The sequence below is a fragment of the Shewanella sp. SM32 genome, assembly GCF_025654235.1.
GTDB classification, from domain to species: Bacteria; Pseudomonadota; Gammaproteobacteria; order Enterobacterales; family Shewanellaceae; genus Shewanella; species Shewanella oncorhynchi.
The window spans coordinates 1-12306 of sequence record NZ_JAKKRO010000092.1 but is presented as its reverse complement, the minus strand read 5'-3'; the positions used below and the strand labels follow the sequence as shown (position 1 = coordinate 12306).

Annotated in this window: 13 protein-coding genes, 1 tRNA gene and 2 rRNA genes; 11 read left to right on the top strand and 5 right to left on the bottom strand. The window is 45.4% G+C overall.

What is annotated here, in order from left to right; genetic code table 11:
- The 5 genes from L5M10_RS22270 to L5M10_RS22250 all read left to right on the top strand — a co-directional run.
- Positions 1-116 (top strand): 23S ribosomal RNA (locus L5M10_RS22270); the annotation flags it as partial.
- 186 nt (positions 117-302) lie between these two features.
- Positions 303-418, top strand: a 5S ribosomal RNA gene (rrf, locus tag L5M10_RS22265).
- Positions 419-454: 36 nt separating this feature from the next.
- Positions 455-531, top strand: a tRNA-Asp gene (locus L5M10_RS22260).
- A gap of 334 nt (positions 532-865) precedes the next feature.
- The gene (locus L5M10_RS22255; RefSeq protein ID WP_105250837.1) at positions 866-1120 is read left to right on the top strand and encodes a YkgJ family cysteine cluster protein; all 255 of its coding nucleotides are present in this window, start codon (positions 866-868) and stop codon (positions 1118-1120) included.
- 22 nt (positions 1121-1142) lie between these two features.
- On the top strand, positions 1143-1598 hold the full coding sequence (locus L5M10_RS22250; protein ID WP_105250838.1) for an Rrf2 family transcriptional regulator: 456 nt from the start codon (positions 1143-1145) through the stop codon (positions 1596-1598).
- Here the strand turns inward: L5M10_RS22250 and L5M10_RS22245 are convergent.
- The 4 genes from L5M10_RS22245 to gpmM are packed head-to-tail and all read right to left on the bottom strand — an operon-like array spanning position 1573 to position 6267.
- Positions 1573-2328 (bottom strand): divergent polysaccharide deacetylase family protein, encoded by a 756-nt coding sequence (locus L5M10_RS22245; protein WP_263255955.1) that lies wholly within the window; start codon positions 2326-2328, stop codon positions 1573-1575. The two genes, L5M10_RS22250 and L5M10_RS22245, sit on opposite strands and share 26 nt — an antisense overlap.
- A gap of 9 nt (positions 2329-2337) precedes the next feature.
- A complete protein-coding gene (locus L5M10_RS22240; RefSeq protein WP_263198630.1) occupies positions 2338-3546 on the bottom strand; it encodes a S41 family peptidase in 1209 nt (402 codons plus the stop codon).
- A gap of 32 nt (positions 3547-3578) precedes the next feature.
- A complete protein-coding gene (locus L5M10_RS22235; RefSeq protein ID WP_263255954.1) occupies positions 3579-4712 on the bottom strand; it encodes a murein hydrolase activator EnvC family protein in 1134 nt (377 codons plus the stop codon).
- Positions 4713-4722: 10 nt separating this feature from the next.
- Complete coding sequence (gene gpmM, locus L5M10_RS22230; protein ID WP_263255953.1) at positions 4723-6267, bottom strand: 2,3-bisphosphoglycerate-independent phosphoglycerate mutase; 1545 nt, start codon at positions 6265-6267, stop codon at positions 4723-4725.
- A 267-nt stretch (positions 6268-6534) separates the two neighbouring features.
- On the opposite strand from gpmM, the gene L5M10_RS22225 reads away from it, so the two are divergent.
- The 6 genes from L5M10_RS22225 to L5M10_RS22200 all read left to right on the top strand — a co-directional run bounded on the left by L5M10_RS22225 (position 6535) and on the right by L5M10_RS22200 (position 12148).
- Entirely contained in the window at positions 6535-6969 is a 435-nt protein-coding gene (locus tag L5M10_RS22225) for a rhodanese-like domain-containing protein (protein ID WP_105253030.1), read from the top strand.
- Between the two features lie 300 nt (positions 6970-7269).
- Complete coding sequence (secB, locus tag L5M10_RS22220; protein WP_006083777.1) at positions 7270-7755, top strand: protein-export chaperone SecB; 486 nt, start codon at positions 7270-7272, stop codon at positions 7753-7755.
- A 4-nt stretch (positions 7756-7759) separates the two neighbouring features.
- Positions 7760-8776 carry an NAD(P)H-dependent glycerol-3-phosphate dehydrogenase gene (gene gpsA / locus L5M10_RS22215; protein WP_259511820.1) on the top strand — a complete coding sequence of 339 codons (1017 nt, stop codon included), beginning with the start codon at positions 7760-7762 and terminating at the stop codon, positions 8774-8776.
- Positions 8777-9086: 310 nt separating this feature from the next.
- On the top strand, positions 9087-10271 hold the full coding sequence (locus L5M10_RS22210) for an NAD(P)/FAD-dependent oxidoreductase (RefSeq protein ID WP_263255951.1): 1185 nt from the start codon (positions 9087-9089) through the stop codon (positions 10269-10271).
- A 133-nt stretch (positions 10272-10404) separates the two neighbouring features.
- Entirely contained in the window at positions 10405-11232 is an 828-nt protein-coding gene (locus tag L5M10_RS22205; RefSeq protein ID WP_263255949.1) for a TnsA endonuclease N-terminal domain-containing protein, read from the top strand.
- A complete protein-coding gene (locus L5M10_RS22200) occupies positions 11219-12148 on the top strand; it encodes a hypothetical protein (RefSeq protein WP_263255947.1) in 930 nt (309 codons plus the stop codon). Before L5M10_RS22205 ends, L5M10_RS22200 begins: the two co-directional genes overlap by 14 nt.
- On the opposite strand, the gene L5M10_RS22195 is transcribed toward L5M10_RS22200, so the two are convergent.
- On the bottom strand, positions 12067-12306 hold a 240-nt coding region (locus L5M10_RS22195; RefSeq protein ID WP_263147013.1), incomplete at its 5' end, for an integrase core domain-containing protein. The genes L5M10_RS22200 and L5M10_RS22195 overlap by 82 nt on opposite strands.

Here is a 12306-nt window from a genome sequence, read left to right as displayed (position 1 = left end):
CTAGGAATTTAATTCCTCTAAAGAGCCGTTCGAGACTAGGACGTTGATAGGCATGGTGTGTAAGCGTTGTGAGGCGTTGAGCTAACATGTACTAATGACTCGAGAGGCTTAACCATACAACCCAGATGGGTTTTACTGAAAATGTTCCAGACATTTTCTAGCACTTCCTCCTTCCATGGAGGTCGTACGAAAAGCCTTAGACAGAATACAGATACTTGATAAAGTTAAAGACTCAAAACAATCAGCTTTTCAAATTATTATTAACGTGGTCCAGAGATGGACACGGTAATAAACAGAATTTGCTTGGTGACAATAGCCTTGTGGAACCACCTGATCCCATCCCGAACTCAGAAGTGAAACGCAAACGCGCCGATGGTAGTGTGGGGTCTCCCCATGTGAGAGTAGGTCATCGCCAAGCGCCTAATTTAGATTAACGTGCAGACGTTAAGCTAAAGGAGCGGTAGTTCAGTTGGTTAGAATACCGGCCTGTCACGCCGGGGGTCGCGGGTTCGAGTCCCGTCCGCTCCGCCAACATTAAGAGATAAGCCTCATCGAAAGATGAGGCTTTTTTCGTTATGGCGTCGCGGATAATTCGTGTCAGTGACGCTAATGCTTCGAGCTCGAAGCACATGGTTATCCTCATACTCGGCTATCATGTAGATGAAATCCTTATCAGAATATGAAGCTTTCGCTTCAATGTTAAAAATCAAAACCTACTTTTTGCCGATCTTTATTCCACTTTATCAATATTGTTTCTTTCACGTTCTGAAAACCTCCTGTGCGCGACTTGGCAGTATTGACCTGTGACACTGATCTCGGACAAATTAAACGGTATAATGCTTTATGTCTTTCATGAGTAACGAAAATGAATTGTCGTCTTGGGTGTGGTGCTTGTTGTATTGCGCCTTCAATAAGCAGCGGTATTCCGGGTATGCCAAAGGGTAAGGCAGCGGGTGAGCGTTGTGTGCAATTGAGCGATGCCAATTTATGTTTGATTTTCGGCTCGCCTGATCGTCCTGCGGTTTGTAGTGATTTCGATGCATCTGAAGATGTTTGTGGTCATTCGAACGAAGAGGCGCTTTGGTTGATTACCCAACTCGAATCTCAGACCTCTCATTAAGTTTATCGCTGACAGGTGAAATATGCAGTTAACTCGTTATACCGATTTTGGCGTTCGTACCCTGATGTATTTAGCGGTTCAGCCAGATAGAACAACTTTATTTAGGATTGCTGAAATTACGCAGGTGTTTGATCTGTCACCAAATCATGTCTCTAAGATAGTGCATCATTTAGGCAAGATGGGTTACCTTGAAACCATCCGCGGTAAGATGGGCGGTTTCCGTTTGGGTAAGCCTGCGAGTGAGATTAACCTAGGCCAGTTAGTTCGAGTGTTAGAAAACTCACTCGCCCCGATTGATTGCAGCAAACCTTACTGCCGATTTACACCAGCCTGTAAGCTTAAAGGCGTGTTAGCTCAGGCTGTTGAAGCTTATTTGAATGTGCTGGATCAATATACTTTGCTGGATATTGTGAGTAACCGTGATGAGTTAGTCGCCTTGCTGCCAGACTTTTCTATTTCAGTACTGCAACTGGATTAGTACCACTTTTAAGTGCAATACCGATGGGGAGCAAACTCGATGCTGGCACCAGATCAATCCCCTCGGTTTTAAGTCTGTGTAGGTTAGCCTCCAAGAAGCGCATAGTTTCCGGATAAGGATGGGCAATCGCCACCAAGCTACCTTGGGTATGTGCCTGACTTATCATTAAGTTAAATTGTCTCTCGAGTGCATTGGCACTAGTATCATTGTCTAGAAACAGTTGGCGTTTTAGTAAAGGAATGCCTAGCTTATCTGCGTTATCCCCTGCCTTAGTGAATCGTGTTGTCATACTATCGACAAAATACAGCTGCTTTTGTTTGAGTGCTTCCATGACCCATAGCATGGGATCGTCCAGTTGAGTTAATAGACTCCCCATGTGGTTATTGGCACCTTTGGCAAAGGGAACGCTGTTAATCGCATCAATAACACTGGTGCGAATTTGTGTCTCAGTCATCATATTGGTTAACCCCCCCAGCCCTAATGTCTTACCATTAAGCGCCTGCATGGGAAGATGTAGCATAATTTCGTGGCCTTTTTGGTGTCCTGCGTTAGCGAGTTCTTTGCCAAGTGGGGTATGAGGTAATACAGCGAGTGTTACTGTATTGGGCAGTGCCAGTACGGCTTTATCTGTATGACGATAACCTATGTCATCAATAATGAGTGCAAGCTGGGCTGCATAGCTTTGAGAAATGCTTAGGGCCAATAGGGCTAAGGAATAAAGTAAGCGCACAATTTCTTCTTATTCATCATGGTGCTGTATCCATGCAATGGCAGAGGTCACTTGATGATCTTGGGCCAGTGATGCATGGGCTGATAGGGCGTCGATTATAGCTAAATTACCAACGCCGGAACCAGTTTCGGCGGCAATTTTTATGTCGGGGATGATCCCTATGTTGTGAATGTTTTCACCTCTAGGAGTATTGTACTGGGCAATTGTGAGTTTAATCGCGTTACCATCTTCTAAAATGGGGATCAGGCTTTGTACTGTACCTTTGCCAAAACTGGTCTCACCTAAGAGTTTAGCACGACCATTTTCTTGTAATGCGGCGGCGAGAACTTCGGATGCAGAGGCCGAGCCTTTGTTGATTAACACTAGCATAGGCACGTTAGTCAGCATGGTTTGCGGTGAGGCATAGTAGTCGGAGTTAGCATCGAAGAAGCGGCCAGAGGTCGAGACTATGCGTCCTTTGGCGAGAAATAGATCCGCAATTTTAACCGCTTGGTCGAGTAGGCCGCCGGGATTATTACGTAGGTCTAAGATAAGTCCTGTGAGTGGTTTGTTTTGCCATTGGCTGAGCGAGCGCACCATATCCTCGGTAGAGTTTTCTTGGAAGTTGCTTAATCTGACATAGCCAATATTGCCATCAAGCAGTTGAGTGCTGACCGACTCTATAGTGATATTGCTTGGCTTGAGTGACACTTTAAAGGTGGCATTGTCATTACTGTGTTTTAGCTCTAAGTTAATACTCTGATTATTGAGACTATGTCTTTTTATTTCAGTAAGGATATCGGCTAGATTCGTTTCAGTCGCCAGGGTGTCGTTAAGTTTAATAATAATATCGCCCGCACGTATTCCCGCTTGCTCTGCGGGAGAATGGGCAAAGGGGGCTATGATGCTGATGTGGTCTTTTTGGGCCGCGACTTCGAAACCGAAACCAAAATACTCGCCGCGATTCGAATCTTTAAGATCGAGTAATTCTTGATGATTCAAGAAGCTGGAATAGGGGTCGAGATGTTCAAAAATGCCTTTGATGGCGGCCTGCACGAGCTCTTCTTTGGGAACGGTTTTGATATAGTAAGTTTCAACCGTTTCAAGTACATCTTGTAGTAATGGATAGTCAAAGTTGTCGCGGTAGGATTTCGCGTTCTCTTGGCTGGAGAGGCTGATGGATAGGCCTAAAGTGAGACCTAATCCAACGCAACTGATATAGCGGATCATGTATTTCATAACGGTCCCCTGTGATAAGGGGACCGTTTTGATTAGCGACAGTATTTCGCTGGATCGACGGCTTGCCCTTTATGCCTTATTTCAAAGTATAGGCCAGGCTCGCTCTGTCCACCTGAACGTCCGACTAAAGCAATCGCTTCACCGCTTTTTACCATCTCACCAGGGCTTTTTAGTAGGGTTTGAGCGTGACCGTAAAGACTCATATAACCTTTACCGTGATCGATGACCATGACAAGACCAAAACCGCGTAACCAGTCGGCATAAATGACTTTACCACCTGAAACGGCTCGAATATTTTGCCCTTCTGGTGCAGACAACATAGTGCCTTTCCATACTACTTGACCGGAGCGTTGGCTACCAAAGCTAGCACTCACACGACCTTTTGTCGGCCATTTAAGTTTGCCACTTTGTTTACCAAAGCCTTCCATCGAGGGGTTATCTTTCATGGCCCGCAGCGCTTGTTCAACGACACGCTTTAAGCTGGCCTCTTCAATTTGCAACTGTTCGAGCTCTGCACCCTTAGAATTTAAGGTGCGTTGCAGCTCTTTGATGGTCAGTTGACGCTGATCTTGCTCTTGGCTCAAACGTTTAGCTTGTACTTGTTGTTCGGCCACGAGTTTCGTTAATTGCTTTTGCTTACTCGTTTGCGACACCTTGATCTCATCTAGCTCGGTCAAGGTTTGCTTTAATTCGTTGATCGACTTCATCCGCGCTTTATTGAGGTATTGATAATAAGCCAACATACGCTCGATAGTGGCGGGACTTTGCTGATTAAGCATCATCTTAGTGTAATCGTGATTACCGGCAAGATAGGCGCTCGACAGCTGTTTCGACAGTGTTTGTTGTTGAGTCACTTTAAGCGTTTCTAACTCATCTTGACGTTGTTTTAGCTCGACAAGTTTAGTGTCGATTTGCGCTAAGCTATTTTTGGTGCTGTTGACTTTTTTGGCAGCTGACGCAATCGCTTCTTCATCGCTACGCAGCAATGACAGCAGTTTTTCTCTTTGTTTACTGGTGGTTTTTAATGCGCTTTGTTGTTGATTTATTTGCGTTTGGATTGATTTTAACTCGGACTTACGCTTCTCCAAATCAGAAGCGTGTGCCGAGAAAGATAACATCATAAAGCCAGCAATAATGCTGGCTTTAACAAGGAGTCGAGTGCTCACTAGGTAACGGTTACTCTTTTATGTGGATTAAGGGTTTGCCCGTCATCTCAGCTGGAATGGCTTCGCCGATCAAGGTCAAGATGGTAGGTGCAACATCGCTGAGTTTACCACCTTCATCTATGGTCGCATCGCATCCAACAAAGACGAAAGGCACGAGTTCACTGGTGTGGGCTGTGTGAGCCTGACCTGTGGTTTCGTCGGTCATTTGCTCGGCATTGCCGTGGTCGGCGGTAATAATACATTCACCGCCCACTTTCGCCAGCGCATCAACCACACGGCCGATACAAGCGTCGACAGCTTCACAAGCTTTAACGGCGGCATCGAAATTACCTGTGTGGCCAACCATGTCACCATTGGGGTAGTTACAGATGATCACGTCGTACTTAGTTGATTCAATTGCTGCGACTAGCTTGTCAGTCAGCTCAGCTGAACTCATCTCAGGCTGTAGATCGTAAGTTGCCACTTTAGGCGAGTTGATTAGGATGCGATCTTCTCCCTCGAATGGCTCTTCTTTACCGCCGTTAAAGAAGAAAGTCACATGGGCGTATTTCTCAGTTTCAGAGATACGCAGCTGAGTACGACCTTGTTTCTGCAGCACTTCACCTAAGGTATTCACTAAGTTTTCAGATGGATAAGCGATAGGTGCTGTGATGTCGCCAGCATACTCAGTCAAAGTGACGAAGTGCATTTTCGGCATAACAGCGCGTTCGAAACCATCGAAGTCTGGGTGAATAAAGCTACGGGTGATTTGACGGGCACGGTCAGCACGGAAGTTCATAAAAATCAGGGCATCGCCGTCTTTTAAGGTCGCAACTTGACCGTTGGCATCTGTGATCGCAGATGAAGAGACGAATTCGTCGTTTTCGTTACGTTCGTAAGCTGCTTCCAATGCTGTAACGGCATTGTCGTATTGGAATTTTGACTTGCCTTGGGTGATTAAATCGTAGGCTTGTGACACGCGATCCCAACGATTATCCCTGTCCATAGCAAAGTAACGACCAATAATCGATGCGATACGGCCATGGCCTAATGTAGTAAACAGATCATCAAAATGGCTCAAGCTACCCTTAGCGCTGCGCGGTGGCGTATCGCGTCCGTCGAGGAAAGCGTGCAGATAAACCTGAGTTGCACCGCGCGCAACGGCCATACGGCACATAGCTTCGATATGCTCTTCATGGCTGTGGACGCCACCGGGAGAAAGCAAGCCCATAATGTGTACTGCTCCGCCAGCTTTGATGGCTGAGTCTACCGCATCACATAGCGCAGGATTTTTTTCAAACTCATGATCTGCAATGGCTTTACTGATACGAGTGAGTTCTTGATAAACCACACGGCCAGAGCCTAAGTTAATATGGCCAACTTCAGAATTTCCCATCTGGCCATCAGGTAAGCCAACATCTAAGCCAGAACCTGAAATCAAACTATGGGGATATTTAGCGTTGAGACGGTCGAGTACCGGAGTCTTGGCGTGGAAAATCGCATTATTATGCGTGTTTTCACGGTAGCCCCAGCCATCGAGGATCAACAACGCGAGCGGACGTTTAGCTGTCGTCATAGTGATACCTTTAAGTTTTATAGAAGCGATAGAAATCTGAAATTGGTCAAATATTACTACGTTAGCGGGGTATGAAAAAGCGCTTTACCCCGATTAAGGTCATCGAATCACTAATTCGCCCGATTCTGTGAGTGGCTTGTGACAAGTACAGAGTCAATTGCACTAAAAGTGCGATCTCGAACTGTGACTAAACTGCTGCATTCTGCCAAGGCAATCGGTATACTCTGTGCCCTTATCGAATTTTCGCCATTTATGCGGGCAATCATCATGCAAGAATATATCGAATTTTTTAAAGCTCACTCAATGCTCAGTCTGGCTTGGGTGGGATTATTTGTTGTGCTTGTCGCGAGTATAATCAAATCAAGCATGTCAAAAATCAAAAGTATTTCTCATCAAGAATTAACGATTATGGTGAATAGACAGGATGCTAAAGTGGTTGATGTGCGCTCGAATGACGAGTTCCGCAAGGGCCATATTGTTGATGCACTTAACGTTACGCTCGCCGATATTAAAAATAATCAGATATCAGCCCTTGAAAAGTATAAAGCCAGTCCCATTATATTGGTATGCAATGCTGGCATGACCTCGTCTCAAGCCGCTCAGCTTTTGAGTAAGCAAGGTTTTGAAAACCTGTACAACTTGAAAGGTGGTATGGGTGAATGGCAGGCAGCAAATATGCCTGTTTCAAAAAGCAAAAGATAAGATAAGTTGTCGGCGGCAGTTATGATTTAAGCTGCACTCAATCCACGGGATAGTGCAGTAATAAAGTCATCATTGTCTGGCATACGGATCCTACGGTCGCTAAGGGCTTAATGTAAGTTTTTAGACTGGTTCGATCGATACCCGAATATGGGTACAAGTTGGGATGATACCGAGATCTGATATAGGCCTTGAGTAACATAAGCCCCGAGCCAATTTACGTTCAAATGGTAATTGGCTTTCAAATAATAATTGGCTTTCAACGAAAAGCCGATACAACATTGATAGGATAGGTAGGAAATTATGGCTGAAGTAGCAAACAACGAACAACAAGCCCCACAATTCAACATCCAACGTGTTTACACTAAAGATGTGTCTTTCGAAACGCCTAACAGCCCAGCGGTATTCCAAAAAGAATGGAACCCAGAAGTTAAGTTAGATTTAGACACGCGCAGCGCTAAATTAGCTGACGATGTGTATGAAGTTGTCCTGTCTTTAACTGTGACTGCACAAAACGGTGGCGATACCGCTTTCTTATGTGAAGTACAACAAGCCGGTATCTTCTCTATCACTGGTCTGACTGAGCCACAATTGGCCCATTCATTAGGTGCATACTGCCCTAACATCCTATTCCCATATGCTCGCGAAACCGTGGGCAGCTTAGTCGGTCGTGGTACTTTCCCACAACTGAACTTAGCACCTGTTAACTTCGACGCGCTGTTTGCCCAATACGTGCAACAACGTCAAGCTGCTGCGACTGCACCAGCTGCCGAAGAAGCTAACGCTTAATTACATGAAAAACTCTGCCGATATCACGGTATTAGGGGCGGGCTCTTATGGCTCCGCCCTTGCCATTTCTTTAGCCAGCAACGGTCATAAGACCTTGTTATGGGGACACGATCCTGTCCACATGCAAACGCTCGCTCAAGACAAGTGCAACCAAGCTTTTTTGCCTGGTATTGCGTTTCCTGATTGTTTACAGATCGAAGCCGATTTAGCCAAAGCTTTAGCCGCCAGCAACAATGTGTTAGTGGTCGTGCCAAGCCATGTGTTTGGTACTGTGCTTGAGCAAGCTAAACCGTTACTCCGTAGCGATGCGCGCATCGTATGGGCAACGAAAGGGCTCGAGCCTGAAACCGGACGTTTGCTGCAAGATGTGGCCCGTGATGTGTTAGGTGAGCAATATCCGCTGGCGGTGTTATCTGGGCCGACCTTCGCGAAAGAACTCGCCATGGGTTTACCTACGGCCATTTCGGTCGCGGGCACTTGTCCTACGTTCACTAACGATCTCGTCGAGCTGTTACATAGTCCTAAACGTTTGCGGGTTTACGCCAACGACGACTTTACCGGACTGCAACTTGGCGGCGCGGTAAAGAACGTGATCGCGATTGGTGCGGGTATGTCCGACGGTATCGGCTTTGGTGCTAATGCCAGAACAGCCTTGATTACCCGTGGTTTAGTCGAATTGACGCGTTTAGGCGAAGCCTTAGGTGCCAACGCGGCCACTTTTATGGGCATGGCGGGGTTAGGCGACTTAGTGTTGACCTGTACCGACAACCAATCCCGTAACCGTCGTTTCGGTTTAGCCTTAGGTAAAGGCTGTGATGTGATGACAGCACAGGCTGAAATTGGCCAAGTGGTTGAAGGTTATCGCAATACCAAAGAAGTGTTTACGCTTGCGAAACGCCTCGGGGTTGAAATGCCGATCACTGAGCAGATTTACCAAGTCTTGTATCAAGGCAAAGCGCCGGTCGATGCTGCTAAAGAGCTGCTCAGCAGAGAAAAGAAATCAGAAACGCCTGCGCAATAAACCGCGAGTCGTGATGATGCTGTAATGCCGAATAAAGGAAAGGGTGCTAAAATAGCGCCCTTTTTTGTGCCCGGACTTCTGGTGTGCAAGATGTATCCCCGGTCGCCAGGGCCCTTGATGTTCCCGACATCAGACGAGCATTTCCTCCATCCCTGGAGGTCAGATGGTGAAAGAGGGGATTTGTGCCTAACGTTTGAGCTTATCTTTGCTCCGTTTAGCTGTTGCATGACTTGCTTGCTAAAGGTTCACGAGTCAGCAAACTGCCCGTTGGCAGCCAATACCAATCAATTTATCTGTGTGGAGTAAGAGCGTGAAACATCATGATGTCATTATTATCGGAGCCGGCGCCGCGGGATTGATGTGTGCAGCGACCGCGGGTTACCGAGGCCGTGATGTACTCGTACTCGACAATGCCAAGCAAGCAGGGCGTAAAATCCTCATCAGCGGCGGCGGGCGTTGTAACTTTACCAACCTTAAAGTCGAGCCCGCTAACTTCCTCTGTGGCAATCCTCACTTTGTTAAATCGGCACTCGCGCGTTATCCGTCGCAGCAGTTTATTGAAATGGTCGAGCGTCACGGCATTGAATACCATGAACGCGATCACGGCCAACTGTTTTGCAATGACTCGGCCAAAGAGATAGTCACTATGCTATTGACCGAGTGTGAATGGGCGGGCGTGACGATTAAGCTGCGCACCGATATTCTGGCCGTTAAAAAGACTGAAGCAGGGCGCTTTGAGCTCAATACTTCTAACGGTGAACTGAGCTGCGATTCACTGGTTATTGCCACGGGCGGCTTATCCATGCCTAAACTAGGCGCCACGCCTTACGGTTATCAACTGGCCGAGCAGTTTGGTCTCAAAGTATTACCCACTCACGCAGGTCTGGTGCCGTTTACATGGCACAGTGAAGATAAAATTCGTTTCGAACCTTTGTCGGGTATAGCGGTTCCGAGCCGCATTACCGCCAAAGATGGCACTGCATTTAGCGAAGCGCTGCTATTCACTCACCGTGGCTTATCTGGCCCCGCAATTTTGCAGATTTCCAACTATTGGAAAGCGGGCGAAACCATAGAAATCGATCTCTTGCCGAATATGGATTTGGCGCAATTGCTTGAGCAGCAGCTCACTGCGCATCCAAAACAAAGCCTGCGCAATACACTTAGCCAATGGTTACCTAAACGGCTGGTGGAAGTACTATTCGATGAAGCCCTGTTGAATAAAGCCTTAAATCAGCTAATTCACGCCGAGCGCGCAAAACTGGTGGATGATCTCCACCGCTGGACAGTATTGATGAATGGCACCGAAGGCTACCGCACCGCCGAAGTGACCTTAGGTGGTATTGATAGTAATGAGTTGTCATCTAAAACCATGGAAGCCAGTAAAGTTGCAGGACTCTACTTTATCGGTGAAGTCATGGACGTAAGTGGTTGGTTAGGCGGGTTTAATTTTCAATGGGCCTGGGCATCCGGCGTGGCTGCAGGGAAGGCGGTTTAGTGATGTGTAGAGACAATAAAGTTTGCCCGTAAGCATTAAAGTTTGCCCGTAAGATTATTTTCAGACAATAAAGTTTGCCCGTAGTGAGTTTTGGTACTATGCTTTTTCTGAATGGAATACGTCAGGAAATGTTATGTCGCGCGGAAGAAAACTTGAATCCTTTAAAGATTATCAACGAGCCTTAAAGAATAAGTATGGAATTGGAGAAGGTTCTGATTATAAACCGTGGCTTAGAATTCAAGATGTAAAATCTCACGGAACTAGATCGATAATTTTTGGAAGAAAATCTCAGCGAAGTCATCATATGATGTCTTCAATTGAGAGTGAGCTTTTCTATTTAGCTGAGTTCTCTGACAGCATCGTTGATATAAGAGAGCAGTTTCCTATCTTACCTCTTAACTACACGCAGAAAGTGGCAAGTATGTTGGGATTGAAGCATCCCACCCATCCCAAAACTCAAGAACCCATCATTATTACAACGGATCAGTTGTTTACGATTGATTCAACCGATGGTACTTCTTATCACGCGGTTTCTGTTAAGCCTGAAAGCGAATCTGATAAACCACGAGTACTTGAAAAGATTGATATTGAAAGAGTTTGCTGGGAATTGCTTGGTGTTAAGTTCAGTTACTTTACGGGTAACGAATTAACCAGAGTTCAAAGCAGCAATCTTCAATGGGCTTCATCCCCTTTTCGTGAAAATCCGATAAGTTTTTCTTTTGATCAGATTAATTGTGCTCTCTCATTATTCGCCGTAGGCCAATACTTTATTGAGGACCTCTGTAATCAGCTAATCTCAAGAAACATAACATCTCATGACGACGCTTTATTGTTAGTTCGTTTACTCATAGCCAATAAATTCATCGATGTTGATCTATCAACTAAAATCCTTGAATCAGGGCTCATTGATGTTAAGTATGTAGAAGAAAGACAGAGGGGAAATCAATATGGAGCTTCTTAGAAATAGCGTTTGGAGCGTGAATGATTCGGACTTAGTTGAAGATGGACTTTATCGTTTGTTGGATATCGTGCAGGAGGTTGAGTCTGTCATTTTGTATTCGCTTACAGATACTTCTACAACGGTAAGGCCTGTAGCGGTTTCTCTAGAAGGTTTCACTGAACTTATTTCCAGCAAAAAAGCTAAAAAAGCACAATATGAGTTGCCAACTTACCTTTTAGTTGATGAAGAAAACATTTCAGATGAGCACATTAGCCGTCGAGACAAAAATTATGACTTAATCAAAGGTATTATATCAGATAGTGCTTTTGTTTTTGATTATGCGACTAAAAAACGCTCAGCCCAACTTGCTGAACATTCAAAAGAAGTAAATGTTGATCGCAAGTCTTTAGCTCGATTGCTTACTCAATATTGGCGAAATGGACAGAACAAAATGGCTCTGCTACCCGCATTTTCGAAAAGTGGCGGTTCTGGTCGAGACCGCACTCTAGCAACAAAACCATTGGGGGCACCAAAACAACCAAGAACCATAGCTGTTGATCGAGCGGCTAAGTTTATTGTGAATAATGATGATAAAAACAAATTCAAAAAAGCGTTAAAGAAGTACTACCTTAAAGAGTCTGGGCTAACGCTAGCAAAAACCTATGGCAACTTGCTCAAAGATAGTTACTCAAAAGAGATTCAGTTGGCTGAGGCATGTGGTAGGCCTCCTTTAGTCCCAACGAAAAAACAGTTTAGTTATTGGGGAAAAAAATTATTCAGTAAAGATCAGATAATCAAACAACGATCTTCAGAGAATGATTACCTCAGAAATAAAAGAGGGGCGCTATGTAGTGGTCAAGTAAAATTGGCCACGGTTTTAGAGTCATTCCAATATAAACGTTCTGACTCATTTGGCGTTAACCCACCATTATATTGATGGGGTCTGGTCTCACTGTAGTATCCAGTGATGTAATTTGTGATCTCTTTATCTGCTTCTGTAAAATTCCCATAACCACTAGCGGGTATCCACTCAGATTTCAAACTTCTAAAGAAACGCTCCATTGGTGCGTTATCCCAACAATTCCCGCGGCGACT

What these genes read in the sequence shown, in the direction of transcription:
- L5M10_RS22255 (WP_105250837.1), top strand. Translation starts at nt 866, where the DNA reads ATGAATTGTCGTCTTGGGTGTGGTGCTTGTTGTATTGCGCCTTCAATA.
- L5M10_RS22250 (WP_105250838.1), top strand. Translation starts at nt 1,143, where the DNA reads ATGCAGTTAACTCGTTATACCGATTTTGGCGTTCGTACCCTGATGTAT.
- L5M10_RS22240 (WP_263198630.1), bottom strand. Translation starts at nt 3,546, where the DNA reads ATGAAATACATGATCCGCTATATCAGTTGCGTTGGATTAGGTCTCACT.
- gpmM (WP_263255953.1), bottom strand. Translation starts at nt 6,267, where the DNA reads ATGACGACAGCTAAACGTCCGCTCGCGTTGTTGATCCTCGATGGCTGG.
- L5M10_RS22225 (WP_105253030.1), top strand. Translation starts at nt 6,535, where the DNA reads ATGCAAGAATATATCGAATTTTTTAAAGCTCACTCAATGCTCAGTCTG.
- secB (WP_006083777.1), top strand. Translation starts at nt 7,270, where the DNA reads ATGGCTGAAGTAGCAAACAACGAACAACAAGCCCCACAATTCAACATC.
- gpsA (WP_259511820.1), top strand. Translation starts at nt 7,760, where the DNA reads ATGAAAAACTCTGCCGATATCACGGTATTAGGGGCGGGCTCTTATGGC.
- L5M10_RS22205 (WP_263255949.1), top strand. Translation starts at nt 10,405, where the DNA reads ATGTCGCGCGGAAGAAAACTTGAATCCTTTAAAGATTATCAACGAGCC.
- L5M10_RS22200 (WP_263255947.1), top strand. Translation starts at nt 11,219, where the DNA reads ATGGAGCTTCTTAGAAATAGCGTTTGGAGCGTGAATGATTCGGACTTA.